The following is a 24,065-nucleotide window of genomic DNA, read 5'->3' as shown; positions in this document are numbered from 1 at the left end:
CTGCCATGACCCCCGCCGCGCTTCAGCCCGCCGAACGCCATCCCGACCCGGTCGCCGCCGGCACCCGCATCGGCCACGTCCACCTCAAGGTCGCCGATCTCGACCGGGCCCTCGCCTTCTATCGCGATGTGCTCGGCTTCGAGGTGATGCAGCGCTACGGCGACCAGGCGGTGTTCCTCTCGGCCGGCGGCTATCACCACCATCTCGGCCTCAACACCTGGGAGAGCAAGGGCGGCCGCCCGCCGGCGCCCGGCACGACGGGGCTCTACCACACCGCCATTCTCTATCCCCACCGGGCGGCCCTCGCCGATGCGCTGCGCCGACTGGTGGAGGCCGGCATCCGCCTGGACGGCGCCAGCGACCACGGGGTCTCCGAGGCGCTCTATCTCTCCGATCCCGACGGCAACGGCGTCGAGCTCTACCGCGACCGGCCGCAGGCCGAATGGCCGCGCAATCCCGACGGCACCCTCGCCATGGTGACGAAGCGCCTCGACCTTCAGGCGTTGCTCGCCGAGGCACCGGCGAAGGGCTGAGCGCTCAGCCGTGCAGGCGGATGAGGCGCTTGCCGCGGTTGTCGCCGCGATAGAGCGAGGCGATGGCGTCGGGGGCGGCCTCGAGCCCGTCGAGGATATCCTCGGCGTAGCGGAGCTGGCCTGAGCGGATCCAGCCCGCCAGCCGCGCCAGCGCCTCGCCATAGCGATGGGCATAGTCGAAGGCGAGCACGCCCTGCATGCGGGCGCGCCTGACGAGGAGATGCCGCTCGGGGCGCGGCCCCGTCGGCCAGGGATCCCAGGACGAGATCGAGGCCGTGCCGCAGATGACGACGCGGGCGCCCATGGCAAGGTTCGGCAGCACGGCGTCGGAGATCGGCCCCGAGGTGTTGTCGAAATAGACGTCGACGCCGCCAGGGCAGGCCTTCGCCACCGCCGCGGCGATGTCGTTCACCGCCTTGTAGTCGATGGCCGCGTCATAGCCGAAGTCCTCAAGGCACTGCCGCACCTTGTCCTTGCCCCCGGCGATGCCGACCGTGCGGCAGCCCATGATCTTCGCGATCTGCCCCACCGCCGAGCCGACCGAGCCGCTCGCGGTCGAGACCACCACCGTGTCGCCGGGCTTCGGCTGTCCGACGTCGAGGAGGCCGAAATAGGCGGTGATGCCGTTGAGGCCGAGGACGCCGAGCGAGGTGGAGAGCGGCAGGTCGCTCTCGGTCACCTTGCGCGAGACGGCGGAGGCCGGGACCACGGCCATCTCCTGCCAGCCGAACATCCCCGTCACCCTGTCGCCAGGGGCATAGCCCGGATGGTTGGAGGCGACGACCTCGCCGGAGGCGAAGGACCGCATGACCTCGCCGATGCCGACCGGCTGGGCATAGTTCGCCACCGCCGAGACCCAGCCGCGCATGGCCGGCTCGACGGAGAGGAACTGGTTGCGCACCAGGATCTCGCCGGGCTTCAGGTCCGCCGGCTCATAGGCCTCGATGCGGAAATGCTCGGCCTGCGGAATGCCGTCCGGGCGGGCGGCGAGGACGACGCGGCGGGAGGTGGGCATGAGATGGGGTTCGCGGCTGAGGGGGAGGCGCAAGAGAAGCACGGCGGGGCCCTCGCCGCATCTCCCCCGTTGGGACTGGAACGCGCCGCTTGACGGAGGAATTAGGACAGAACAAAATGGCAACATCAGTGCCGTGCCTGCCTGTTCCAGCCGAGGGGGCGCCGGGATGGATGATGCGCAGCGAAAGGGCCGGGCCCTGTGGGATGCGGTAGCCACCCATCTCGACGAGAAATACGGCACCGGCCCGGAATGGGGCGAACCCGACTATCACACCCTGGCGGCCGAGCCCTTCGAGGTGCGGATGCTGTTCGTCCTGGGGTCTATCGAATACAACATCGCCAATGGCGGATGGGGGCAGTTTCTCTGGAACTGCCTGCCGCACTGGCGGCTCATGATCGACATCGCCGAGAAGGCCTATCCGATGACCGGCGCGCCGCGGCACGCTGAGGCGTTGGGCGACCTGCGCCGCTGCTGCCTGCACAGCGAGGCGGACGCCATGGCCACGAAGCGGCGCGCCATCGCCGAGCGCAATTTCCTCGTCCACACCTATCCGCTGTTCGGCGAGTTTCTGGACCGCGCCCGCGCCTATGACGACGGCCAATGGCAACACGTCTTCTACGGCGACGACGCCCATCTCGCCCTCCTGTCGTGGCTCGCGGCCAACGAGGGTCTGTTCCGGCGCTATCTCGGGCAGGTGCAATAGGGCGGGGATGTCGACTTCGGCATGTCATCGAAGAGGGGGCGACGCATGCGCGCGGCCAAAGAGAGACTGCTCCACGCCCATTGCGACGGGGTGGACTACACCTTCGTGAGAGCCAACAGGTTGACGTCGATCTGCTTCGGCGGTCCGCTCGAACGCGAGGTAACGGGCCTCGCGCACGGTCCCCGGCGGCTCCACGCCATAGGGTGCCTCAGCGCCAGCGTGATCCCCGCCTTGAGCCGTCCTTACATCTCCAGTTTTCCCCTGATCTACGGCATGTGTTTCGACGGCTGCGAGATGAAATACCGGCTCGTGCCCAACGGCCCGGTCGAGGTGGTTCACATGTCCACCACGCGGTCACTCGACGACTGGCCATACCGCGACTTCCCCGCCCTGCTGCCCTTCGTACCGCTGGCGCTCGCGACGGCGACACCGCGCAGCTATGCCGATTTCGCCAAGCGATTCCCCAACATGCCCGATCGACCCGAAGGACAGCTCGTGGTCTGCGTGACGCCGCCGGCTACTGTCGGCGTCTCGCTCTGGGGCTCGGGCGACTACGAAGGGGTGACGATCGTCTTCGACTGCGACCTGACGACGGCGACGGTGCACGCCTACAACGTCACCACGTGAAAGGAGGCGCCGGCGACTCTGCGGAGGCGTCTTCGACGCTTCCGTGCATCGATCGGGCTGGCGCTTCCCATCCCCCGCTTGCGGAGGGGAGGGGCCAGGGGTGGGGGGTGACGACGGCTCGACCGGAACTGCCGATGAGCCCCCACACGTGCCTCCGCTACGCGCGGGCCACCCTATCCTCGGCTGGGCGGGGGGAGGGCTCGATGCGCGTCGGTGCGCCGCCTGAATCGATTGCAGCTGTCGCCGGAGGGCGTCCGGAAGTCTCGCGGCGCCATCAGACGCGAGCGCTTCTCCTCACCCCGCTTGCGAAGGAGACAATCTGCGGCTAAATAGGAAAATATGCTTTACATAGGATAAAGGACATAGTAGGAACAGTTCCATCATTGGAGTTGGTCGATGGGACAAACGAACGTCGATTGGAGGAGTGTCCGGGCCGAGGCCGAAGAACTCGCAGCCTGGAAGCGTTTCGGACTGTTGCTGGCATCGGCCCGCCGGGAAATCCTGCAGTTCAAGGCGCATGTTCAGGGCTTGCGCCTTGCCCGGGCGATGGAGGCGTTCGGTCGGGCCGCCAGCGAGCGCGCGTACAATCCCGATCAACCAAGGGTTCCCGCAGGCAACCCGGACGGCGGGCAGTGGACGAGCCTGTTTGGGGGAAGCCCGGGAGAACTTGACGAGGTTCAGGACAGCACTGCTGGTGACTGGATCGAAGTTGCTGCGAATGGCCACCATTTCGTTCCCGGAGCCGTGGCCACGGCGAAGGAATTGCATTTGTCAGACGAAGCCATTCGCGCATTCGACCGTGAAAAGACGGGCCCACTTTTGGGGCCTCGCCATGGATGGAGCACGGCACATGCAGTTTATAACGACGCAGTGCGAGAAAAATTGGACCAATTCTTGGCAGAGAGAGGTATCCGCCCGCAGGATATGACCGCCGCGCAGGCCCGTGAGTTCGCTGCCTCGATCCGATCATCAACGGACCCGCGGATCCGCGATTTCAACCTCCAGATCTACAGAAGGCAGCTCTACTATCTGCTCCGGCGCTACAGAATCAGGGATTGAACCATGAAATCCGACGCGCAAAGGGAATGGGAAGTCCGCGAGTTCGACCGGCTATACGAGAGAATGCGTGGCGCCTTGGCAATTTTTGGGGACGACGACGGCACACTCGCCCGCGGAAGCTACTGGATCCACGAGGATTACTGGGGTGTCCGGCAGATCAAGGTCTACGTCCCCGACAGGACGTTGACCGCAGATTTCGTCGAGGCCCTGAGGCGTACCCTTCACGACATGCCGGACTGGGAGATCGTCGTCGCGTGCTGCCCTGACGACCTCAAAACGCCCCGGGCCGAAATGGGTCTCTATGTACGGCATGACGTCGTTCTGGACGGGCTGATCAGGGCGTTGCTGCCGGGGCACCTCAAGACAATCGCGTTTCATCTGGGCCGGCCCATCAGAGCCGACGACCAGCCCCTGGACTGGGGGGACTGGCCGCCCACCCCCAATCCGTTCGGCGTCTCCGCCTAGGGTTTCGGCTACCGATCAGGAGGGCTTTCACCCGCTTCCCTTCCTCTTCCTCGCCGTCAGGCCGATCACCGCGGACATGCCGGAATGGCCGGCGCCTTCCTGCAGCTCCGTCTCCTCCTCGGTGATGGACAAATCCGCGAAGTCGCCAAAGGCCTCTTCCAGCATGGCGCGGGTGTAGAGGTTCTCCAGCTGCTTCGGCCCGCCGGTGCCGTAGTCGAGCTGCTTCGGCGTGTAGCCGACGACGATGAGGAGCCCGCCGGGTTTCAGCGCCCGCTTCATGCCGGCCCATTTCAGCGCCCGGCCCTCGGGCGGCGAGAACTGGGTGAAGATCTCCGCCACCACGTCGAATGCGGCTTCCGGATAGTCCCAGGCGTGGGCGTCCGCCTCAATGAGGCTGACAGCGACGCCGTGCTCGGCGGCGAGCGCCCGCGCCTTCGCCTGAGCCGTCGGCGAAAAGTCGGTGGAGACCACGTCGAGACCCTGGCGGGCGAGCCAGACGCCGTTGCGCCCCTCGCCATCGGCCACCGCCAGGGCCTTCCCCGACGCCGGCAGAAGCGGCTTGCAGTGGAGGAGGAACGGGTTCGGCTCGCGGCCGAAGCGGAACTCGGCGCCGGCGAAGCGCTCCTCCCAGTGGTCGAAGCCGGGTGGTCTGGTCATGGCGACGGTGCTCCTGCGGGGGCCGCGCCATCATCGCCTCACCGTCGGCGAACGTCGATGCCCTGCTGGGCGCAGCGATGGGCGACGCCGGTGGTGTGGATCAGCGCCGCCCGGCGCATCATCTGGTCGGTCTGGCGCATGCACCAGGTCATGTGGGGACGGGGTTCGAGGATTTCCCTCGCGCGCTGCACGTCGCAGCCGAGGCCCTGGGCGCGGCGGATCTCCTGCACGGCCCAGTTGCCGTACTGAACGCAGGACATTTCCTCGTTGCTGAAGATCTGGGCGCCGGCGGCGGTCGGCATCAGGAGAGCGAGGGCGAGTGCGGCGGAGGTGATGGCTTTCATGGGACGGGCTCCCGGTGGAGAGGCTTCGGCCTCAGGCTGGGCTGGTGGCGACAAGACCCGCCGGACGGTGCGGCCCGTCCGGCGGAAGCACGGCACGTCGCGCGGAGGCTTCGGCCTCAGCAGCCCCTAAGGCGCTGGCGCCAGTTGCTCAGCGCCTGGTTGACGCGCTCCGGCGTCTGCAACTGGCACCACTGGATGTGATTGTTGCGGTTGGAATGGCTGTTCCAGCCGCGGCAGGCCTGCTGCCGGGCCATCCGGTCCATGCGGACCATCTCGTCGCCATAGGCGACGCAGCGGGAAGCGTCGGCACGGGCGGCCGGGCTGCCGCCGGCGGCGAACTGGCAGGCCTGGAACCGCGTCTGCCAGTTGGAGATGGCCTGCTGCACCCGCTGCGGCGTCTGCGCCCGGCACCAGTTGTAGTGGCCGCCATAGTTGGAATGGCTGTTCCAGCCGGGGCAGCGCATCTGGCGGGCCCGCTGGTCCTGCGCGACCATGCCGTTGGCATAGTCGGCGCAGCGGTCGCGCTGCGCCGCGGCGGGGGCGGGAGAGAGGGAGAAGAGGGCTGCGAGCACGAGGGCGGCGGCCGCGACGAAAGTCCGCAAAAGCGAGGCGTGGATCAACGTGGACATGACCATTTTCCTGTTGGGGATCGTGAGACTGGATCGGCAGGTCCGGCAGCACCGCCTTCAGGGCGCGCGGGTGACCGTGCAGCGGATGGAGATGACGGGGTTCTGGCAGCCGCCGCGGCGCCACTGCGTCACGGCGCCGTTGCCGTATTCGCCGCGCCAGTCCTCGTTCGGTCCGCAGTAGGAGCCGGCGGCGCCATGGGTGCAGCGGTCGGTCGCGACCCGGTAGACACCGGACCGCCATCCGCCGCCCACCTGCACCCACTGGATGTTCCAGGCCGGCCGGCCGGCGCCGGCGGCGGGGCTGCCGCTCGCCTGGAACTGGCAGCGCTGGAAGGCCGAGCCCCAGTCGGCCACCGCCTGCTGGACCCGCTGCGGCGTCTGCCGGCGGCACCAGTCGTAGTGGGCCTGGTAGTTGGAATGGCCGGTCCAGCCGGTGCAGCGCTGCTGCCTGGCGCGCTGGTCGAAGGACATCTGCTGGTTCGCATAGTCGTTGCAGGCGTCGCGCTGGGCGGCGGCCGGGGTCGGGGCGAGACAGACGAGAGCCGCGAGCAAGACAAGGGCGGCGGGCACGGCGAAAGTCCGCGCGCGGGGGGCACGATGGGAAATGAACACGGTGGCGATCCGCAATAGGGGACGTGGGGGTATCCCGGAAGGGTGCCCACCATCCTCCGGTTGTCGGAACCGTAGCGCGTTACCCGCAGTCGCGAAAGGTCGGACAGGCTTCCCAAGCGTAAGTGATGTTACGGAGATACCGGCAGCGGCGCGCGCGCTGCGCGCCGGATCGGGAGCCAAGCTCCCCACCTTCCCCTCCCCGTTGCCGGGAGGGGATCGTTCGAAATCGGCGCGTCCGCCTGAGCAGCCGGCCGGAGACTGCGGCCGACGCGGGCCTCACAGCACCTTGTTGCTGGCCTTCACGGCTTCCGTGGTCTCGACGTAGACCTTGCCGCCCATGGCGCGGAACTTCTCGCTCATCTGCGCCATGCCTTCTTCCGCCGTGATCCCGTCGGCGCCGGCCACCGCCCGCCGCTCGGGATCGTTCAGGGTCGCCGCGTAGTCGCGCACGTCCTGGGTGATCTTCATGGAGCAGAATTTCGGGCCGCACATGGAGCAGAAGTGGGCGACCTTGTGGGCTTCCTTCGGCAGGGTCTCGTCGTGGTAGGCGCGGGCGGTCTCGGGGTCGAGGCCGAGGTTGAACTGGTCCTCCCAGCGGAAGTCGAAGCGGGCGCGGGAGAGGGCGTCGTCGCGCAGCTGTGCCGCCGGATGGCCCTTGCCGAGATCGGCGGCGTGGGCGGCGATCTTGTAGGTGATGACGCCGACCTTCACGTCGTCGCGGTTGGGCAGGCCGAGGTGCTCCTTCGGCGTGACGTAGCAGAGCATGGCGCAGCCGAACCAGCCGATCATCGCCGCGCCGATGCCGGAGGTGATGTGGTCGTAGCCCGGCGCGATGTCGGTGGTCAGCGGTCCGAGGGTGTAGAAGGGAGCCTCGCCGCACTCCTTCAGCTGCTTGTCCATATTGATCTTGATCTTGTGGATCGGCACGTGGCCGGGCCCCTCGATCATCACCTGGCAGCCCTTCTTCCAGGCGATCTGGGTGAGCTCGCCCAGCGTCTCCAGCTCGGCGAACTGGGCGGCGTCGTTGGCGTCGGCGATGGAGCCGGGGCGCAGGCCGTCGCCGAGCGAGAACGAGACGTCGTAGCGCCGCATGATGTCGCAGATCTCGTCGAAATGCTCGTAGAGGAAGCTCTCCCGGTGATGGGCGAGGCACCACTTGGCCATGATGGAGCCGCCGCGGCTGACGATGCCGGTGACCCTGTTGGCGGTGAGCGGCACATAGGCGAGGCGCACGCCGGCATGGATGGTGAAATAGTCGACGCCCTGCTCGGCCTGCTCGATCAGCGTGTCGCGGAACAGCTCCCAGGTGAGCTTCACGGGGTCGCCGCCGCACTTCTCCAGCGCCTGGTAGATCGGCACGGTGCCGATCGGCACCGGCGAGTTGCGGATGATCCATTCGCGGGTGTTGTGGATGTTGCGCCCCGTCGACAGGTCCATGACCGTGTCGGCGCCCCAGCGGATCGACCAGACCAGCTTGTCCACCTCCTCCTCGATGGAGGAGGAGACGGCGGAGTTGCCGATGTTGGCGTTGATCTTCACCAGGAAGTTGCGGCCGATGATCATCGGCTCAAGCTCGGGGTGGTTGATGTTGGCCGGGATGATGGCGCGGCCGCGGGCGATCTCGGAGCGCACGAACTCGGGGGTGATGAAGGCCGGGATCTCGGCGCCGAAGCTCTCGCCGTCGGCGAGGGTCGTCTCGGCGCCCTCCAGCATGGCCTTGCGGCCGAGGTTCTCGCGCTCGGCGACGTAGATCATCTCCTTGGTGATGATGCCGGCGCGGGCGAATTCATATTGCGTGATCGGCGCGTCGCCGACACCGCGGAGCGGCTGGTTGGCGAGCGGGAAGGCGCGGGCGAGATGCTTGCCGGCATGGCCGTTGTCCTCGGGGCGGACCTCGCGGCCGTCATAGGCCTCGACGCCGCCGCGCTCGGCGACCCAGGCGGCGCGGGTGCGGGGCAGGCCCTTCTCCACGTCGATGACGACGGAGGGATCGGTATAGGGGCCGGAGGTGTCGTAGACGACGACGTTCGGCTCGTTCGCTCCCGCCTGGAGCTGGATCTCGCGCAGCGGCACGCGCAGGTCCGGCGCCGACTCCGGCACGGCGAAGATCTTGGTGGAGGCGGGCAGCGGGCCGGTGGTGACGGCGGCCTTGATGTCCTTGACCGGGGCGTTCATGCGGGATCTCCCGTGGGCTCGTTATGGCGTGGGTGACTGCGGCCAGTAGCCGGCGATGGTGAGGATGGCGCCGAGGATGAGCCAGATCGCGGCGGCGATCTTGAGCGTCCCCTCGCGCACGATGAGGTGCCGGGCGACGCCGGCCGCCCAGTCGGGCGCGACGATGCGCCAGGCGCCGACGACGAAGAGGGCGAGGCCGATCAGGGTGATGAGCATGCGCCAGTCGCCGCCGATGACCCGGTGCGACAGCAGGATGGCGAGGCCGGCCGGCATCATGAGCAGGCCGGAGAGGACGATCAGGGCGGAGCTCTTGGCGAGTTCGTCGGCGGCCGCGCGATAGGCGGCGGGCCGGACGAGGAGCCCGATCCCCACGGTCAGCATGACCGGGCCGATCAGGCGCGCCAAATAGACTGAAGTCAGCATGTGCGTCCCATCCCTCCGCCGGCATGACCCGGATCAGGTTCAAGGGTCGCTGCGGAGTTCCGGATCGGAACGGTGCGGCCTCTCAGCCCCCTCGTCGGGGCCCCCCTTGGACGGGGTCCAATGTGGATGGTTGGCCGGCGAAGTCAAGCGGAGGGACGCGGGGCCGTGATGCGCTCGCGCCCGTCCCTGCCCGGCTCAACTGCCGAAAACCGCCTTCTGCAGCGCCATGAAGGCGCGGGCGCGGTGGGAGAGACCCTCGCCCTTCGGCGGCAGGCCGTGTTTTTCCTCCGCACTCATCTCGCCGAAGGTGAGGGCGTGGTCGTCGGGCAGGAACATGGGATCGTAGCCGAAGCCTTTCGTCCCCCGCGGCGGCCAGGCGAGGGTGCCGAAGACGCGGCCCTCGAAGATCTGCTGCGAGCCGTCGGGGAAGGTCAGGGCCAAGGCCGAGACGAAATGGGCCCGGGCGCCGGCGGTGGTGACGCCGCGCAGGGTGAGCTCACGGTCGACCCGGGCCATGGCGGCGGCGAAGTCGCGGGGCTGGCCGGCCCAGTCGGCGGTGAAGAGGCCCGGCGCGCCGTCGAGCGCCTCGACGGCGAGGCCGGAATCGTCGGCGATGGCGGGAAGGCCGGTGGCATCCGTCGCGGCGCGGGCCTTGATGGCGGCGTTCTCGGCATAGAGCGTGCCGGTCTCGGCCGGCTCGGGCAGCCCGAGTTCGCCGGCCGAGACGAGGTCGATGCCGTGCGGCCCCAACAGGTCGCGGAATTCGGCGAGCTTGCCGGCATTGTGGGTGGCGACGACCAGCCGCGTGCCGGGGCCGAGCCGGGCGCTCATGCCACCGCCGTCTTCTGCAGGTCGACGAGGCGGGCACAGCCGCCGCGGGCGAGGTCGAGGAGGCCGAGGAGTTCCTCCTGGCTGAAGGGGGTCTTCTCCGCCGTGCCCTGGATCTCGACGATGCCGCCCGCGCCGGTCATGACGAAATTGGCGTCCGTGTCGGCTTCCGAATCCTCGGCATAGTCGAGGTCGAGCACCGGCGTGCCCTGGTAGATGCCGCAGGAGACCGCCGCGACATGGTCGCGGATCGGGTTCACCTTCAGCATGGAGCGGGCGGTCATCCAGGCGATGCAGTCGTGGAGGGCCACCCAGGCGCCGGTGATGGCCGCCGTGCGGGTGCCGCCGTCGGCCTGGATCACGTCGCAGTCGATGGTGATCTGCCGCTCGCCGAGGGCAGGCAGGTCGACGATGGTGCGCAGCGAGCGGCCGATGAGGCGCTGGATTTCCTGGGTGCGGCCGGATGGCTTGCCCGAGGTCGACTCGCGGCGGGTGCGCTCCAGCGTCGCCCGCGGCAGCATGGAATATTCCGCCGTCACCCAGCCGCGGCCCTGGCCGCGCAGCCACGGCGGCGGCTTCTCCTCGAGCGAGGCCGTGCAGAGCACATGGGTGTTGCCGAACTTCACGAAGCAGGAGCCCTCCGCATAGCGGGCGACGGCGCGCTCCAGCGAGACGGGGCGCAGCGCATCGGGGGCGCGTTTGGAGGGACGCATGGCGGATTCCGTTCCACGAGAGGGGATCGGCGGGTCATAGGGCCGAACGGCCGGCGCGGCAAGGACGGGCGGCGCCGTCCGCACGATCCCGGCATCGGCGGAAATGATGCTTGATCAAAGCCGCCGCTGCCACCAGATTTGCGGTGGAGGTTGCCCCTTGTCCGCCGAAATCCCGCGATCCGACCAGAAGCTGCAGGCGCTCGCCAATTCGGCGCTGGCCAAGCTCGACGAACGCTCGCGCGAGATCTTCCGCCAGATCGTCGAGAGCTATCTGGCGACCGGTGAGCCCGTGGGCTCGCGCAACCTGTCGAAGATCCTGCCCATGACCCTGTCGCCGGCGTCGGTGCGCAACGTCATGCAGGACCTCGAGGAGGCCGGCCTCATCTACGCCCCCCATACCTCGGCAGGCCGCCTGCCGACCGAGACGGGCCTGCGCTTCTTCGTCGATGCGCTCATGCAGTTCGGCGACCTCGCGGCCGACGAGCGCAACGCCATCGAGGCGCAGGTGGCCGCCTCCGCCCGCGGTCAGTCGTTCGAATCGGTTCTGGCCGACGCAACCCAGCTCCTCTCCGGCCTGTCGCGCGGCGCCGGCGTCGTGCTCACCTCCAAGAGCAACGTCCGGCTGAAACACATCGAGTTCGTCCGCATCGAGCCGGAGCGGGCCCTGGTCGTCCTCGTCTCCGAGGACGGGCAGGTGGAGAACCGCATCGTGCCGATCCCGGCGGGGCTGCCGCCCTCGGCGCTGGTGGAGGCCTCCAATTTCCTCAACGCCCATATCCGCGGCCGCACCCTGGCGGAAGCGCGGGCCGAGATGCAGAAGAGCCTCGACCAGGCGCGCAGCGAGCTCGACGGGCTGACACAGAAGCTGGTCGAGGCGGGCCTCGCCTCCTGGTCGGGCGGCGAGCCGGCCGAGCGCAAGCTGATCGTCCGCGGCCAGGCGAACCTTCTCGGCGATCTCAGGGCGATGGAGGACCTCGAGCGCATCCGCCTGCTCTTCGACGACCTCGAATCCAAACGCGACCTCGTCGACCTGCTCGGCCGGGCCGAGACGGCGGAGGGCGTGCGCATCTTCATCGGCTCGGAGAACAAGCTGTTCTCGCTGTCGGGCTCGTCCATGGTGGTGGCGCCCTATCGCGACGCCGAGCGCCGCATCGTCGGCGTGCTCGGCGTCATCGGCCCGACGCGGCTGAACTATGCCCGCATCGTGCCGATGGTGGACTACACGGCCCGCGTCCTGTCGCGCCTCATCACCTGAGCGCCTCTGCCTCATTGTCGCCCGGCTGCAATCGGACCATGCTTCCTTGCCGTCGACGGCGGGGACATCTCCCGCCGCGCGCATCCAAGGAGGAGGCCCCGCATGAGCGGCAGGTTCAACTGGAACGAGCTGATGACCAACGACATCGCCAAGGCGAAGGCCTTCTATGGCCAGACCCTTGGGTGGACGTTCGACCCGTTCCCGATGCCGGACGGCGAATACTGGATCGCCAAGGCGCCCGACGGCACGCCGACCGCCGGCATCATGCCGATGGATCCGCAGGACACGGAATCCCAGCCGGGCTGGCTCTCCTATGTGCAGGTCGACGATCTCGACCGGGCGGTCTCGGCGGTGACGAGCAGCGGCGGCCAGGTGCTGCAGGAGCCGCTGGACATTCCGAATGTCGGCCGCATCGCCGTGGTCGAGGATCCGGCCGGCGCCGTGCTCGGCCTGATGAAGCCGGCCGCGGCCCCGGCGAGCTGAGGGCGTCGACCCTCGCCTCCCATCCGACAATGGCGCGAGGCCCGCGTCACCCCTCCCCCCCGCTTGCGACGGGGAGGGTGACCGAGCGTAGCGGAGGGCCGGGTGGGGGGTGCACCCAGGCGGGTCGCCGCGAAGCAGGGCCGCCACTCCTGACCCCTCCTCGCCGCAAGCCGGGGAGGGGAATAGCGCTGCAGCCGCGACGCCGGGGTGATGAGAACAAGCGGGTTTCGCCTTCACACAGGCTTCGTCACCCGCCTGAGCGTCAGGTTGATCCGGCCGCCGTCCTTGAGGAGCGTGCTGGTTCCGGGGAGCAGGCGGTCGACGCCGTGATAGGCGAGGCGCGCGATGCCGCCGAAGACCAGCACGTCGCCGGAGGCGAGCTTCACCGGCACGGTCCTGCCGCCACGGGTCGTGCCGCCGATGCGGAACAGACCGGTCTCGCCGAGCGACAGCGACACGACGGGGGCGGAAAGGTCCTCCTCATCGCGGTCCTGATGCAGTCCCATGCGGGCGCCGGGCCCGTACCAGTTGACGAGGCAGGCCTCGGGGGGATGCGGATAACCCGACACCGCGTCCCAGACGGCGAGGATCGCATCGGGGATCGGCGGCCAGGGCTCTCCCGTCACGGGGTGGTGCGGCTGGTAGCGATAGCCCGCCTTGTCCGAGACCCAGCCGAGCGACCCGAGGTTCGTCATGCGCACCGAGAAGGGCGTGCCGGTGCGCGGCATGACCGGCTGGAACAGCGGCGCCTGCCGCAGCAAATCACGAAGGGTCGCGAGAAGCGCCGTCTGGTCGGCGGGCGCGAGGTAGCCGGGATGCCAGGTGCAGCCCGGAACGACCGGGACCGCGGTCACTGTTGCGGAGCGGCCGGCGGCGGTGGCGGCCGCGGACGGGCGGGACGGCGCGGGGGCGCATCCGCGGGCGGGCCGCCGACGCGGGCGGCGAGGTTCTCGGCGCGGGCCTCGGTGAACTTCAGCGCACAGAAGGCGGGCCCGATGTCGGTGGTGCCGTAGTTGCGGCAGAGCCGCTCGCGGTTGGCGGGAAACCCCGCCTGTTCCTGCAGGAACTGGCGCCCCTCGGGCGTCGTGCGCAGCCGCGCCTGGAGGATGCGGCGGGCGTCGTTGAGGCGGCGCTCGGCGACGCCGCGGGCGCGCTCGATCTCGCGGTCGGCCGGGATCTCGCGATCGTTCGGGCCCCAGAGGCCGGCGGGGTCGACGACGCAGTCGTCGAAGCTGCAGGCCCCGCCCGGCGCGGTGACGAAGGCGGCATCGGCCATCAGGTCGAGGGTGATGGTGCAGCCGGTGAAGTTCGCCTCGAAGCGCGGCAGGCCGTCGGGCCGGCCGAGCGGCCGCAGCGGTACGGGCCGGCCGCCGCCGAGATCGGGCGTGCAGATGTTGCGGATGTCGTTGCCGCGCCGGCCGATGACGCCGGTGGCGGCGATGGTGTAGGTCGGCTGCGTCGGGGTGCCGGCGCGCGAGATGACGAGCGAGCCGTGCTGGCCGAGGAAGCGCAGCGTCCTGCCGGGCAGGGCCTCTTCCCAGCGGCGCAGGGTGGAGGCGGGAACGCTGCGTCCCGCGAGGCCGCTCATGCCGTCGACGGTGGCGCGGGGCGCTTGCGGGCGGCCCTGGGGCGTGGTGGCGCCCTGCGGCGTCGGCGCCACGGCGCCGGGCAGCTGCATCTGGGCCGCAGCGTGCTCCCCGCCGACGGCGGCAAAGGCGAGGGAGAGCAGCAGGACGGCGCGGCGGGGCATGATTCATCCGTAGGAAGGGACCCGACACATAGCCTGCCGGAAACCCGCGGTCACCAGCCCGTGACGTTGCGCCATGCATGGGGGCGGCGATGTTGCGCCAAGGACGCACCCTTTGCCGGCGAGCGTTGAGTGCTTTTCCTTCACGGCGGGGTGACCGTGACGCTTGCGGCGCCATGACGCCCCCCCTATATCCGGCGCAACCGGCGGAAAGCGGCGATGTCTCGCGTCTTTCCGTCCTGCGATCACCAGCTTCAAACCCCAGCTTGATGAAGGGGTCGGCGCGGGCGGTCCCGGCGAAAATCCCTCTTCGTCCGCGGGCCGTCAGCCTCACGGGTGCTTCGGGCCCGGTCGACCCGCTTGAAAAGGAGAAGACCATGGGCAAGGTCATCGGCATCGACCTCGGAACGACCAATTCCTGCGTGGCGGTCATGGAAGGCACCACGCCGAAAGTCATCATCAATTCGGAAGGCGCCAACACGACGCCGTCCATCGTCGCCTTCACCGACGAGGAGCGTCTCGTCGGCCAGCCGGCCAAGCGCCAGGCGGTGACGAATCCCGAGCGCACCATCTTCGCGGTGAAGCGCCTCATCGGCCGCCGCTTCGACGATCCGACGGTGACCAAGGACCAGAAGCTCGTCCCCTACAAGATCGCCCGCGCCGGCAACGGCGACGCCTGGGTCGAGGCGGAGGGCAAGACCTATTCGCCCTCGCAGATCTCCGCCTTCACGCTGATGAAGATGAAGGAGACGGCGGAGGCCTATCTCGGCCAGAGCGTCGACCAGGCGGTCATCACCGTCCCGGCCTATTTCAACGACGCCCAGCGGCAGGCGACCAAGGACGCCGGCAAGATCGCCGGCCTCGAGGTGCTGCGCATCATCAACGAGCCGACGGCGGCAGCGCTGGCCTACGGCCTCGACAAGAAGACCTCCGGCACGATCGCCGTCTATGACCTCGGCGGCGGCACCTTCGACGTGTCGATCCTCGAGATCGGCGACGGCGTCTTCGAGGTGAAGTCGACCAACGGCGACACGTTCCTCGGCGGCGAGGACTTCGACATGCGCCTCGTCGACTATCTGGCGGCCGAGTTCCAGAAGGAGCAGGGCATCGACCTGCGCAAGGACAAGCTCGCTCTCCAGCGCCTGAAGGAAGCCGCCGAGAAGGCGAAGATCGAGCTCTCGTCCTCGACGCAGACCGAGATCAACCTGCCCTTCATCACGGCCGACGCCTCGGGTCCGAAGCACCTGCAGCTGAAGCTCACCCGCGCCAAATTCGAGGCGTTGGTGGACGACCTGATCCAGCGGACCATGGAGCCCTGCAAGAAGGCGCTCAAGGACGCCGGCATCTCGGCGGGCCAGATCGACGAGGTCGTCCTCGTCGGCGGCATGACCCGCATGCCGAAAGTCCAGGAGGTGGTGAAGCAGTTCTTCGGCAAGGAGCCGCACAAGGGCGTCAACCCGGACGAGGTGGTCGCCATCGGTGCCGCCATCCAGGCCGGCGTGCTGCAGGGCGACGTGAAGGACGTGCTGCTGCTCGACGTGACCCCGCTGTCGCTCGGCATCGAGACGCTGGGCGGCGTGTTCACGCGCCTCATCGACCGCAACACCACGATCCCGACCAAGAAGAGCCAGGTCTTCTCCACCGCCGACGACAACCAGAACGCGGTGACGATCCGGGTCTTCCAGGGTGAGCGCGAGATGGCCGCCGACAACAAGATGCTCGGCCAGTTCGACCTGATGGGCATCCCGCCGGCTCCGCGCGGCGTGCCGCAGATCGAGGTGACCTTCGACATCGACGCCAACGGCATCGTCAACGTGCAGGCCAAGGACAAGGGCACCGGCAAGGAGCAGCAGATCCGCATCCAGGCCTCCGGTGGTCTCTCCGACGCCGACATCGAGAAGATGGTGAAGGACGCCGAGGCCCATGCGGCCGAGGACAAGGGTCGCCGCGAGCTCGCCGAGGCGAAGAACCAGGCGGACGGCCTCGTCCACTCGACCGAGAAGGCACTCTCCGAGCACGGCTCGAAGGTCGCCGAGACCGATCGCAAGGCCATCGAGGACGCCCTCGCTGCCGTGAAGGAAGCGGTGAAGTCCGAGGACGTCGAGAGCCTCAAGGAGAAGACCAACGCCCTGGCGCAGGCCTCCATGAAGCTCGGCGAGGCCATGTATGCGGCCCAGCAGGACGCCGGCGCCGAGGGTGCCGAGCCGAAGAAGGACGACGTCGTCGATGCGGACTTCACGGAAGTGAAGGACGACAAGAAGAAGAGCGCGTAAGGCCCGAGGGGGTCTTTCCAGCGGGCCCCCGGAGTCATTCCGGGGGCCTTCGCTTGAACGGGGGCAAGAGCTGGGTCGATGTCCAAGCGCGACTATTACGAAACCCTGGGGGTCGGCCGCGACGCCGACGAAGCGGCGCTGAAATCCGCCTTCCGCAAGAAGGCGATGCAGTATCACCCCGACCGCAATCCCGACGACGCCGAGGCCGAGGCCAAGTTCAAGGAGCTGAACGAGGCCTATCAGGTGCTCTCCGACGGGCAGAAGCGTGCCGCCTACGACCGCTTCGGCCACCAGGCCTTCGAAAACGGCGGCGGCGGCCATCCCGGCTTCGGCGGCGACTTCGCCTCCTCCATGTCCGACATCTTCGAGGAGCTGTTCGGCATGTCCGGCGGACGGCGCCGCGGCGCGGGCGGCCGCGAGCGTGGCGCCGACCTGCGCTACAACATGGACATCACGCTGGAGGAGGCCTTCGCCGGCAAGTCCGCCCAGCTCCGCATTCCCACCACGGTCTCCTGCGAGGCCTGTTCCGGCACCGGGGCCAAGCCGGGCTCCAAGCCGAAGACCTGCGGCACCTGCGGCGGCCACGGCCGCGTCCGCGCCTCGCAGGGCTTCTTCTCGGTGGAGCGCACCTGCCCGACCTGCCAGGGCCGCGGCCAGGTGATCGAGGATCCCTGCGGCAATTGCTCTGGCTCCGGCCGCATCACCAAGGAGCGCGTGCTCTCGGTGAACATTCCCGCCGGCGTCGAGGACGGCACCCGCATCCGCCTCGCCAACGAGGGCGAGGCCGGTTTCCGAGGCGGACCGCCCGGCGATCTCTACATCTTCCTCTCCATCGAGCCGCACGCCTTCTTCCAGCGCGACGGCCAGGACCTCTATTGCCGGGCTCCCGTCTCCATGGTGACGGCGGCGCTGGGCGGCGCGTTCGAGGTGCCGACCATCGACGGTGGGCGGGCCCAGGTGAAGGTTCCCGAGGGCACCCAGTCGGGCAAGCGCTTCCGCCTGTCGGGCAAGGGCATGCCGGTGCTGCGCTCCAAGGCGGTCGGCGATCTCTACGTGCAGGTGGACGTGGAGACGCCGCGGGCGCTCACCAAGCGGCAGAAGGAACTTCTCGCCGAGTTCGAGAAGGAGAGCTCGAAGGACACCCAGCCGGAGACGGCGGGCTTCTTCGCCAAGGCCAAGGCCTTCTGGGACGGGCTCGCCAAGGAGGGCTGAGCCCGGGTCAGGCCGGGCGCATTCCCTCCGTCAGCCGCCGCCACAACCGCCCGTCGATAGCGGCGAGGCCGAGGCCGATGAGCGCCATGCCGGCGAAATGGGTCCAGGCCAGCCGCTCGCCGAGGAAGAGACCCGCCAGCAGGATGGCCGAGACCGGGATCAGGAAGGTGACGAGCAGGAGATTGCTCGGGCCGGCAGTCGCCAGCAGCCGGAAGAAGATGATGTAGGCGAGCGCCGTCGACAGGACGGCGAGGGCCAGCACCGCGAGGATCGCCGGCCAGCCTGGCATGGCGAGGGTCCAGGGCCGGTCGAGAAGGCCGACGGCGGGCGCCATGACGAGGCTGGTGATGGTGAGCTGCAGCCAGGCGGTGAAGGTCGGCGTCAGGCCGAGCGGCTTGATACGCCGGCCCCAGAGTCCTGAAAAAGCGTAGGAGAGCGTCGCGCCGAGACAGGCGGCGACGGCCCAGAGCGGCGTGTCGATCCGCCCCAGCGCCGCCGGCCCGACCAGCACCACCACGCCGAGAAAACCGAAGGCGACGCCCGCCGCCTTGCCCGGCGTCGCCTTCTCGTCCGCGGTGAAGAGGTGCATGACGACCACGCTGAAGAGCGGCGCCGTGGCGTTGAGGATGGCGGCGAGACCGGCGGGAATGGCGGTCTGGCCCCAGAAGATCAGCGAGAAGGGAATGACGTTGTTGAGCAGTGCCATCACCGCCAGCGTCGTCCACACGGCGCGGCCGCGGGGGAAATGCTCGCCCGTTGCGCGCAGCACGGCGTAGAGCACGGCGGCGCCGATGACGACGCGCGCCAGCACCAGGGTCAGCGGCGGCAGGTCGTCGAGCGCGATGCGGACGAAGAAGAAGGTGCCGCCCCAGAGGACGGAGAGGGTGATGAGCAGGATCCAGTCGCGCAGGCTCACGGGGGGCGGCTCCGATTGGCCACCGTGTCTAGGCGAGCGGCCGGTGTTCCGCCACCCGATCTCTGTCAGCAGCCGCCGTCATTGACAGGTGACAGTTCTGTGCGAGCCTCGAATCGTCCGCAGGACTGGACCATTTGATTCGGCCCGCGCGCGACTGCGAAAGGCCGCCATGTCCGACGCCATCGACCGCCTCCACGCCGCCGTCCAGGCGATCCGCCAGACCGATGCGCCGGCATCGCGCACGGCGAAGCTGATGGCGGGCGGGCGCGCCAAGATGGCGAAGAAGCTGGTCGAGGAGGCCACCGAGGTGACCCTCGACGCGGTGGCCGGCGACCGCGCCGCGGTGGTCCGCGAAAGCGCCGACCTCATCTACAATCTGACGGTGCTGTGGACCGACATGGGCATCGCCCCGGCCGAGGTCTGGCAGGAGATGGAGCGGCGCGAGCGGCTCTACGGCCTCGCCGAGAAGCTGCACAAGGGTCCGGTGGCGGTGGCCGGCGGCGGCTGAGCCGCCGTCACTCCCTGAGGAAGAGCGGCAGGTCCACCGGCGGCAGCCGCACCTCGCGGTTGACCGCGTTGAGCATGCCGACGGCCCGCCGCACCAGCCAACCGTCGCGGTTGGGGCAGGCGTCGCGGGCGAGCGACTGCGCGGCGCGCAGCGTGCGCACCAGGCGGGCGCGGTCGGGGGTCGGCAGGCCGGCCCGCTCGACGGTGGCGCGGCTGCGCAGGAACTGGGAGGGGTCGGAGCAGATGTCGCCGCGCGTCATGAACTGGGCCGAGGCGGGCGTGCCGGCCAGCGTCAGCAGCAGGAGCAGCGCGGCGGCGAGGAACCGCGCCAGGCCGGCGGAGAGGCGGGCAGGATCGCCCTGCACCGCCAGGGTCTTCAGCCGCGCCGTCTTGCCATGGATCACGGCGACCTGCGACCGGCCGATGCCGAGCTCGGCGGCAATGAGGCTCTCCAGCGCCGCATTGGCCTTGCCGTCCTCGGGGACCGCCCTCACCCGCGCCTTCAGCACGGCGCGGCCGTCGGCGAGCGTCTCGGCGCCCTCCACCGCGTCGCGGCCGCCGCGCGGCGTCAGGCGCACGTCGACCAGCAGGCGCTCGCGCTCGATGCGGTAGGGGAGGGCGTCCACGGGCCTCCCTCCTAGAAGACGTTGGGGTAGATGTAGCGGATGATGACCTGCTGGATCAGGATGATGCCGAGCAGCAGCACGATGGGCGAGATGTCGATCGCCCCCATGTTCGGCATGCGTCGCCTGATCGGCGCGAGGACGGGTTCGGTCAGGGCCCGCAGCGTGGTGTCGATCTGCGCGACGATCTGGTTGCGGTAGTTCACAACATTGAATGCGATCAGCCAGGACAGGACCGCCTGAATGATGATCACCCACCAGTAGAGGTTCAGGGCGATCAGGACGACGTCGAGAATGGCTTTCATGGGTCCGCCGTGGAGGATGAGGATGCCGGACCCGATTTATGGGGTGTCGGCTCGGACGGGGCAAGCGCGCGGTCGCAGGCGCCGCCCTCAGGTGGCGGCGAAGGACGAGCGCTGGGCCCAGCCGGTCATGCGGTTCTCGAGCCAGACGGTGGCCATGTACATGGCGACGCCGAGGATCGCGAGGGCGATGAGGGCGGCAAACAGCAGCGGCACGTTGAAGTCGGCGGAGGCGCGCGCCATCAGGTTGCCGATGCCGTAGCGCGAGGCGTTGTACTCGGCGATGACGGAGCCGACATAGGCCAGCGTGATGGCGACCTTCAGCGAGCCGAAGAAATAGGGCATCGAGCGGGGGATGCCGACCTTGGTCATGATCTGCAGCTTGGAGGCGCCGAGCGCCTTCAGCACGTCCTCGGTTTCCGGCTCGATGGTGGCGAGGCCGGTGGCGACGTTCACCACGATGGGGAAGAAGGAGATCATGAAGGCGGTGAGCACGGCCGGCAGCCAGCCGACGCCGAACCAGATGACGAGGATCGGCACCACCGCGACCTTCGGGATCGAGTTGAAGCCGACGAGCAGGGGGTAGAAGCCCGCATAGAAGAAGCGGCTGGCGCCGAGGAGGAGGCCGAGCGCGATGCCGAAGGCGACGGCCAGGCCGAAGCCGGCCAGCGTCATCCAGGCGGTGTGGAAAGAATGGAAGCCGATCTGGCGGCGGAACTGCCAAATGGCGAGGCCGATGTCGCTCGGGGCGGGAAGCACGAAGGTGGAGACGGCGAAGGCCTTGCAGAGCAGTTCCCACACCAGGAACGTACCGATGGTGCAGAACAGCGGCGCGAGCTGCAGCGACAGTTTGGTGCGGTCGAGCGCGGAGGCGCCGATCACCTTGTAGAGCAGCCAGGCGATGTAGCCGACGACGCCGATGGCCAGCGCCGCCGGCCAGGAGGTGAGCAGGAACTCGCCGAGCGCGTCCATGGCAGGGTCCTCAGGCCGTCGACCGGGCGTGGGCGATGCGCCCGCGCAGGTCGTGGACGATGTCGGAGAATTCCGGCGTGTAGGTGATCTCGAGGTCGCGGGGCCGCGGGAACCCGACCTCGCGCTCGGCGATGATCTTTCCCGGCCGCGACGACATGCAGAAGATGCGGTCGGCGAGGAAGACCGCCTCGCGCAGGTCGTGGGTGACGAGGATCACCGTCAGCGAGCCGGCCATGCGGGCGTGGAGGTCGCGGATGACGCACCACAGCTCCTCGCGGGTGAAGGCGTCGAGGGCGCCGAAGGGCTCGTCGAGCATGAGCAGCTTCGGCTCGTGGATCAGCGCGCGGCAGAGCGAGGCGCGCTGTTGCATGCCGCCCGAGAGCTGCCAGGGAAATTTCGATCCGGCGCCCTTGAGGCCCACCGATTCCAGCAGGGCCTCGGCCTTGGCGACATACTCGGCCTTGTTCCGGCGCAGGCGCGAACGGTGCGGCTCGACGATCTCGAGCGGCAGCATCAGGTTCTCGAGCGTGGTGCGCCAGGGCAGGAGCGTCGGCGCCTGGAAGGCCATGCCGGCGATCTTGACGGGGTCGCGCACCTCCTGGCCGTCGACGACGACGGCTCCCGCCTGCGGGAACTGCAGGCCGGTGGCGAGCTTCATCAGCGTGGACTTGCCGCAGCCGGAGGGGCCGACCACCGCGGCGAACTCGCCCTCGTTGACCCGGATGTCGAGCCCGTCGACGGCCAGGGTGCCGCCGGTCGCATAGGTGTGACTGACGCCGGTCAGTTCGACGAAGGGACGCAAGGGATGAGCGCTTTCAGAGCGGTGCATTCACGCGGGGGGCAGGGAGCGGCGGTCCGGCGGGGGTCCGGGGACGTGGGGCGGGGGCATTCGCGCACCCCGCAACCCTGGATAAAGCAAGCCTCAGGCCACCTTGCGGTCGGCGGCGGCCGGCAGCAGGTCGGAGATGAAGACGTCCTCCGGCTTCGGCTTGTTCTTGAAGGTGAAGGTGAGGCCGATCTGGTCGATGGCGGTGGCCATGCGGGCGGGATCGATGCCGCCGATGCCGTTCGCCTTCACCCAGGGCGACAGCACGTAGTTGTCGATGGTCATCTTCAGCCGCTCGGTCTCGGTGTCGAGCCGGGCGACGTCGTTGCGCGCCACGACCAGCTTGGCGCCGGCCGCCGGGTCGGCGATCGTGTCGCGGATGCCCTTGACCAGGCCGCGGTTGAAGGCGGCGACGGCGGCGCGGTTGGAGGCGAGGAAGGCCGGGCTCGCCATGATGCCGTTGCCGTAGAGCTCGACGCCGTAGTCGTACATGTGCAGGACGACGATGTCGTTCTCCGGCACGCCGCGCGACTTCAGGTTGATGTAGGAGGAGTTGGCGAAGCCGAAGATGGCGTCCACCTCACCGGAGGCGAGCATGGGCTCGCGGACGGGGAAGCCGACGTTCTCGAAGCGCATCTTGCTGTCGTCGAGCTTGTTGACGGTCTTGAAGATGGGCCACTGGGCATAGGCCGCGTCGGGGGCCGGGGCGCCGAACTTCTTGCCCTCGAGGCTCTTCACGTCGGTGGTGATGCCGCGCGACTTGCGGCCGACGATGGCGAAGGGCGGCCGGTCGTAGACGATCATGTTCGCCTTGAGATCCACGGTCGGATTCTCGTCGCGGAAGCGGATCATCGAGTTGATGTCGCCGAAGCCGATGTCATAGGTGCCGGAGGCGACGCGGGTGACGCCCTCGCGCGAGCCTGAGGCGGCGTCGATCGAGACGTTGAGGCCCTCGGCGCGGAAATGGCCCTTCTCCAGCGCCGTCAAGAAGAGGGCGGAGGGACCCTCGAAGCGCCAGTCCAGCGTGAAACGGACGTTCGTGGTCGCCTGGGCATGGACGGCGGGGGCGAAGAGCGGGGCGAGCGAGGCGGCGCCGGCGAGCTTGAGCGCCGCACGGCGGGTGGGCAGGAAACGGAACTCGGACATTCGGCGGGCCTTCTGTCGGTCGGTGAACGCGAGGCCTAACCCCGGGGGATGGCCGGACGATGACCGCGGATGACGCGGGCACCGTGGTTTTACCAATGGCAGCAAAGACCATGCCGTAACGGACGGCAACCGGTTTTTCGCGGGGACACCGGCGATTTGCCTAGAATCCAGGCAGTTTGGCTAACCCCCGGGCAGGAGGCCTCAGCGACTCACCGACGCAGTCGTCGCGGGGGCGCCGAGTTCGAGCCGCGTCGGCTGGATCTCGGCCATGCCGACCGGCGTGCGGATGGCGATGCGGGCGGGAACCAGCGCCCTGGTCCCGGCGACCGGCGCCAGCCAGATCTGCATGTCGCGGTTCGCCTCCATCGGCGCCGTCACGGCGGGGCGATGGCCGGCGATGGCGCGGTAGCGCGCGTTGCAGACGACCGCCGGCCCCTCATAGCCGGCGACCTTCAGGGTCTCGGTCCGGGCGAAGGAGAAGGAGAGGTCGTAGCGCTGGCGACCGTCGAAGACCGGGAAGGTCTTGGCGCAGGCTTCCGCCACCGTGGTCGGGCCGCTGCCGGGGACGAAGAAGAAGCCGGCGGAGAGCGGGTCGAGGACGCCCTGCCGGTGGCCGGCGGTGAGCGGCACCTGGTCGGCCGCCGCCGGGCGCTCGGGTTCGGCGGAATGGGAGCGCACGCTGCCGCCGGCCATGGCCATGCGGATGGTGTCGTTCTGCTGGGTGGTGGCGAGGGTGAGGGTGTAGTTCGCCGGCACGGCGCGGCCGCCGGCGATGCGGCCCGACGCCATGGCCGAGCCTCGGCCGGAGGCGATGATGCGGGAGACGCCCGACAGGCGGAGCGAGACCGAGGCCTGGTAGCTGTCCTGGGACACGCGGCCCTCGAAGCCGGCGATGCCGACCTGGAGGCCGCCGATGAGGATTTCGTAGCGGGCGGAGACCCGCTCCTGCGCGAGGGCCGGCACGGCAAGGCACGACAGCAGCGCGGCGGCGACGGGCAGGGTCGATCGGGACACGGGACA

The 24,065-nt window shown here is 69.1% G+C and carries 27 protein-coding genes, 1 pseudogene and 1 riboswitch; of the genes and pseudogenes, 10 read left to right on the top strand and 18 right to left on the bottom strand.

Annotated elements, in window-relative coordinates:
- The first annotated feature begins 5 nt into the window (after positions 1-5).
- Positions 6-533: a VOC family protein gene (locus tag C6569_RS17415; protein ID WP_106750068.1), complete on the top strand. Its 528-nt coding sequence runs from the start codon at positions 6-8 to the stop codon at positions 531-533.
- A 4-nt stretch (positions 534-537) separates the two neighbouring features.
- Here C6569_RS17415 and C6569_RS17410 read toward each other — a convergent pair whose 3' ends face one another.
- A complete protein-coding gene (locus C6569_RS17410) occupies positions 538-1,548 on the bottom strand; it encodes an NADP-dependent oxidoreductase (protein WP_106750067.1) in 1,011 nt (336 codons plus the stop codon).
- Positions 1,549-1,714: 166 nt separating this feature from the next.
- On the opposite strand from C6569_RS17410, the gene C6569_RS17405 reads away from it, so the two are divergent.
- The 4 genes from C6569_RS17405 to C6569_RS17390 all read left to right on the top strand — a co-directional run bounded on the left by C6569_RS17405 (position 1,715) and on the right by C6569_RS17390 (position 4,402).
- Positions 1,715-2,251 (top strand): DMP19 family protein, encoded by a 537-nt coding sequence (locus tag C6569_RS17405; RefSeq protein ID WP_106750066.1) that lies wholly within the window; start codon positions 1,715-1,717, stop codon positions 2,249-2,251.
- Positions 2,252-2,482: 231 nt separating this feature from the next.
- Positions 2,483-2,878 (top strand): hypothetical protein, encoded by a 396-nt coding sequence (locus tag C6569_RS17400; protein WP_146144836.1) that lies wholly within the window; start codon positions 2,483-2,485, stop codon positions 2,876-2,878.
- Positions 2,879-3,274: 396 nt separating this feature from the next.
- On the top strand, positions 3,275-3,937 hold the full coding sequence (locus C6569_RS17395) for a hypothetical protein (protein WP_106750064.1): 663 nt from the start codon (positions 3,275-3,277) through the stop codon (positions 3,935-3,937).
- Between the two features lie 3 nt (positions 3,938-3,940).
- On the top strand, positions 3,941-4,402 hold the full coding sequence (locus tag C6569_RS17390) for a hypothetical protein (protein ID WP_106750063.1): 462 nt from the start codon (positions 3,941-3,943) through the stop codon (positions 4,400-4,402).
- Between the two features lie 27 nt (positions 4,403-4,429).
- On the opposite strand, the gene C6569_RS17385 is transcribed toward C6569_RS17390, so the two are convergent.
- From C6569_RS17385 to rph, 8 genes are all read right to left on the bottom strand, one after another.
- Positions 4,430-5,059, bottom strand: coding sequence for a class I SAM-dependent methyltransferase (locus tag C6569_RS17385; protein WP_106750062.1), 630 nt, complete (start codon positions 5,057-5,059; stop codon positions 4,430-4,432).
- 38 nt (positions 5,060-5,097) lie between these two features.
- Positions 5,098-5,403 (bottom strand): hypothetical protein, encoded by a 306-nt coding sequence (locus C6569_RS17380; protein ID WP_106750061.1) that lies wholly within the window; start codon positions 5,401-5,403, stop codon positions 5,098-5,100.
- A 116-nt stretch (positions 5,404-5,519) separates the two neighbouring features.
- Complete coding sequence (locus tag C6569_RS17375; RefSeq protein WP_106750060.1) at positions 5,520-6,032, bottom strand: hypothetical protein; 513 nt, start codon at positions 6,030-6,032, stop codon at positions 5,520-5,522.
- A gap of 57 nt (positions 6,033-6,089) precedes the next feature.
- Entirely contained in the window at positions 6,090-6,602 is a 513-nt protein-coding gene (locus tag C6569_RS17370; RefSeq protein WP_146144835.1) for a hypothetical protein, read from the bottom strand.
- Positions 6,603-6,920: 318 nt separating this feature from the next.
- The gene (gene thiC / locus C6569_RS17365; protein ID WP_106750058.1) at positions 6,921-8,819 is read right to left on the bottom strand and encodes a phosphomethylpyrimidine synthase ThiC; all 1,899 of its coding nucleotides are present in this window, start codon (positions 8,817-8,819) and stop codon (positions 6,921-6,923) included.
- Positions 8,820-8,840: 21 nt separating this feature from the next.
- A complete protein-coding gene (locus tag C6569_RS17360) occupies positions 8,841-9,242 on the bottom strand; it encodes a hypothetical protein (RefSeq protein WP_106750057.1) in 402 nt (133 codons plus the stop codon).
- Positions 9,236-9,359, bottom strand: a riboswitch (TPP riboswitch). (Overlaps the previous gene by 7 nt.)
- A gap of 78 nt (positions 9,360-9,437) precedes the next feature.
- On the bottom strand, positions 9,438-10,073 hold the full coding sequence (locus C6569_RS17355) for a non-canonical purine NTP pyrophosphatase (RefSeq protein WP_106750056.1): 636 nt from the start codon (positions 10,071-10,073) through the stop codon (positions 9,438-9,440).
- On the bottom strand, positions 10,070-10,783 hold the full coding sequence (gene rph / locus C6569_RS17350) for a ribonuclease PH (RefSeq protein WP_106750055.1): 714 nt from the start codon (positions 10,781-10,783) through the stop codon (positions 10,070-10,072). Before rph ends, C6569_RS17355 begins: the two co-directional genes overlap by 4 nt.
- Before the next feature lie 169 nt (positions 10,784-10,952).
- Between rph and hrcA the strand changes: the two genes are divergently transcribed.
- Positions 10,953-12,038: a heat-inducible transcriptional repressor HrcA gene (gene hrcA, locus C6569_RS17345; protein WP_245898358.1), complete on the top strand. Its 1,086-nt coding sequence runs from the start codon at positions 10,953-10,955 to the stop codon at positions 12,036-12,038.
- A 102-nt stretch (positions 12,039-12,140) separates the two neighbouring features.
- Positions 12,141-12,521, top strand: a complete 381-nt coding sequence (locus C6569_RS17340; RefSeq protein WP_106750054.1) for a VOC family protein — start codon at positions 12,141-12,143, stop codon at positions 12,519-12,521.
- Between the two features lie 233 nt (positions 12,522-12,754).
- Here C6569_RS17340 and C6569_RS22295 read toward each other — a convergent pair whose 3' ends face one another.
- Positions 12,755-13,375, bottom strand: a complete 621-nt coding sequence (locus C6569_RS22295) for an alpha-ketoglutarate-dependent dioxygenase AlkB family protein (RefSeq protein WP_106750053.1) — start codon at positions 13,373-13,375, stop codon at positions 12,755-12,757.
- A complete protein-coding gene (locus C6569_RS22290) occupies positions 13,372-14,271 on the bottom strand; it encodes a hypothetical protein (protein WP_106750052.1) in 900 nt (299 codons plus the stop codon). Before C6569_RS22290 ends, C6569_RS22295 begins: the two co-directional genes overlap by 4 nt.
- Before the next feature lie 374 nt (positions 14,272-14,645).
- Between C6569_RS22290 and dnaK the strand changes: the two genes are divergently transcribed.
- Together dnaK and dnaJ are read left to right on the top strand one after the other, a co-directional pair.
- Positions 14,646-16,541, top strand: a complete 1,896-nt coding sequence (gene dnaK / locus C6569_RS17325; RefSeq protein ID WP_106750051.1) for a molecular chaperone DnaK — start codon at positions 14,646-14,648, stop codon at positions 16,539-16,541.
- 78 nt (positions 16,542-16,619) lie between these two features.
- Entirely contained in the window at positions 16,620-17,753 is a 1,134-nt protein-coding gene (dnaJ, locus tag C6569_RS17320) for a molecular chaperone DnaJ (RefSeq protein ID WP_106750050.1), read from the top strand.
- A 7-nt stretch (positions 17,754-17,760) separates the two neighbouring features.
- Here dnaJ and C6569_RS17315 read toward each other — a convergent pair whose 3' ends face one another.
- Complete coding sequence (locus tag C6569_RS17315; RefSeq protein WP_106750049.1) at positions 17,761-18,669, bottom strand: DMT family transporter; 909 nt, start codon at positions 18,667-18,669, stop codon at positions 17,761-17,763.
- Between the two features lie 169 nt (positions 18,670-18,838).
- Here C6569_RS17315 and hisE point away from each other — a divergent pair, with 169 nt between their 5' ends.
- A complete protein-coding gene (hisE, locus tag C6569_RS17310) occupies positions 18,839-19,177 on the top strand; it encodes a phosphoribosyl-ATP diphosphatase (protein ID WP_106750048.1) in 339 nt (112 codons plus the stop codon).
- 316 nt (positions 19,178-19,493) lie between these two features.
- Here the strand turns inward: hisE and C6569_RS22510 are convergent.
- The 6 genes and pseudogenes from C6569_RS22510 to C6569_RS17280 all read right to left on the bottom strand — a co-directional run.
- A pseudogene (locus C6569_RS22510) lies at positions 19,494-19,802 on the bottom strand (DUF167 family protein); the annotation flags it as partial.
- A gap of 11 nt (positions 19,803-19,813) precedes the next feature.
- Positions 19,814-20,104: a YggT family protein gene (locus C6569_RS17300; protein WP_106750046.1), complete on the bottom strand. Its 291-nt coding sequence runs from the start codon at positions 20,102-20,104 to the stop codon at positions 19,814-19,816.
- Positions 20,105-20,191: 87 nt separating this feature from the next.
- Positions 20,192-21,073: an ABC transporter permease gene (locus tag C6569_RS17295; RefSeq protein ID WP_106750045.1), complete on the bottom strand. Its 882-nt coding sequence runs from the start codon at positions 21,071-21,073 to the stop codon at positions 20,192-20,194.
- A 10-nt stretch (positions 21,074-21,083) separates the two neighbouring features.
- Positions 21,084-21,875 (bottom strand): ABC transporter ATP-binding protein, encoded by a 792-nt coding sequence (locus tag C6569_RS17290; RefSeq protein ID WP_245898138.1) that lies wholly within the window; start codon positions 21,873-21,875, stop codon positions 21,084-21,086.
- Between the two features lie 120 nt (positions 21,876-21,995).
- Positions 21,996-23,045 (bottom strand): ABC transporter substrate-binding protein, encoded by a 1,050-nt coding sequence (locus tag C6569_RS17285; RefSeq protein ID WP_106750043.1) that lies wholly within the window; start codon positions 23,043-23,045, stop codon positions 21,996-21,998.
- Positions 23,046-23,246: 201 nt separating this feature from the next.
- On the bottom strand, positions 23,247-24,059 hold the full coding sequence (locus C6569_RS17280) for a DUF3108 domain-containing protein (protein ID WP_181313800.1): 813 nt from the start codon (positions 24,057-24,059) through the stop codon (positions 23,247-23,249).
- Positions 24,060-24,065: the final 6 nt, after the last annotated feature.

The organism is Phreatobacter cathodiphilus (assembly GCF_003008515.1).
In the GTDB taxonomy this organism is placed as follows: domain Bacteria; phylum Pseudomonadota; class Alphaproteobacteria; order Rhizobiales; family Phreatobacteraceae; genus Phreatobacter; species Phreatobacter cathodiphilus.
This window is presented reverse-complemented; position numbering and strand designations above follow the sequence as displayed.

Coding starts and splice junctions, on each gene's coding strand:
- C6569_RS17415 (WP_106750068.1), top strand. CDS start 6: ATGACCCCCGCCGCGCTTCAGCCCGCCGAACGCCATCCCGACCCGGTC.
- C6569_RS17410 (WP_106750067.1), bottom strand. CDS start 1,548: ATGCCCACCTCCCGCCGCGTCGTCCTCGCCGCCCGCCCGGACGGCATT.
- C6569_RS17405 (WP_106750066.1), top strand. CDS start 1,715: ATGGATGATGCGCAGCGAAAGGGCCGGGCCCTGTGGGATGCGGTAGCC.
- C6569_RS17395 (WP_106750064.1), top strand. CDS start 3,275: ATGGGACAAACGAACGTCGATTGGAGGAGTGTCCGGGCCGAGGCCGAA.
- C6569_RS17390 (WP_106750063.1), top strand. CDS start 3,941: ATGAAATCCGACGCGCAAAGGGAATGGGAAGTCCGCGAGTTCGACCGG.
- C6569_RS17385 (WP_106750062.1), bottom strand. CDS start 5,059: ATGACCAGACCACCCGGCTTCGACCACTGGGAGGAGCGCTTCGCCGGC.
- C6569_RS17380 (WP_106750061.1), bottom strand. CDS start 5,403: ATGAAAGCCATCACCTCCGCCGCACTCGCCCTCGCTCTCCTGATGCCG.
- C6569_RS17375 (WP_106750060.1), bottom strand. CDS start 6,032: ATGTCCACGTTGATCCACGCCTCGCTTTTGCGGACTTTCGTCGCGGCC.
- thiC (WP_106750058.1), bottom strand. CDS start 8,819: ATGAACGCCCCGGTCAAGGACATCAAGGCCGCCGTCACCACCGGCCCG.
- C6569_RS17360 (WP_106750057.1), bottom strand. CDS start 9,242: ATGCTGACTTCAGTCTATTTGGCGCGCCTGATCGGCCCGGTCATGCTG.
- C6569_RS17355 (WP_106750056.1), bottom strand. CDS start 10,073: ATGAGCGCCCGGCTCGGCCCCGGCACGCGGCTGGTCGTCGCCACCCAC.
- rph (WP_106750055.1), bottom strand. CDS start 10,783: ATGCGTCCCTCCAAACGCGCCCCCGATGCGCTGCGCCCCGTCTCGCTG.
- C6569_RS17340 (WP_106750054.1), top strand. CDS start 12,141: ATGAGCGGCAGGTTCAACTGGAACGAGCTGATGACCAACGACATCGCC.
- C6569_RS22290 (WP_106750052.1), bottom strand. CDS start 14,271: ATGCCCCGCCGCGCCGTCCTGCTGCTCTCCCTCGCCTTTGCCGCCGTC.
- dnaK (WP_106750051.1), top strand. CDS start 14,646: ATGGGCAAGGTCATCGGCATCGACCTCGGAACGACCAATTCCTGCGTG.
- dnaJ (WP_106750050.1), top strand. CDS start 16,620: ATGTCCAAGCGCGACTATTACGAAACCCTGGGGGTCGGCCGCGACGCC.
- hisE (WP_106750048.1), top strand. CDS start 18,839: ATGTCCGACGCCATCGACCGCCTCCACGCCGCCGTCCAGGCGATCCGC.
- C6569_RS17300 (WP_106750046.1), bottom strand. CDS start 20,104: ATGAAAGCCATTCTCGACGTCGTCCTGATCGCCCTGAACCTCTACTGG.
- C6569_RS17295 (WP_106750045.1), bottom strand. CDS start 21,073: ATGGACGCGCTCGGCGAGTTCCTGCTCACCTCCTGGCCGGCGGCGCTG.
- C6569_RS17285 (WP_106750043.1), bottom strand. CDS start 23,045: ATGTCCGAGTTCCGTTTCCTGCCCACCCGCCGTGCGGCGCTCAAGCTC.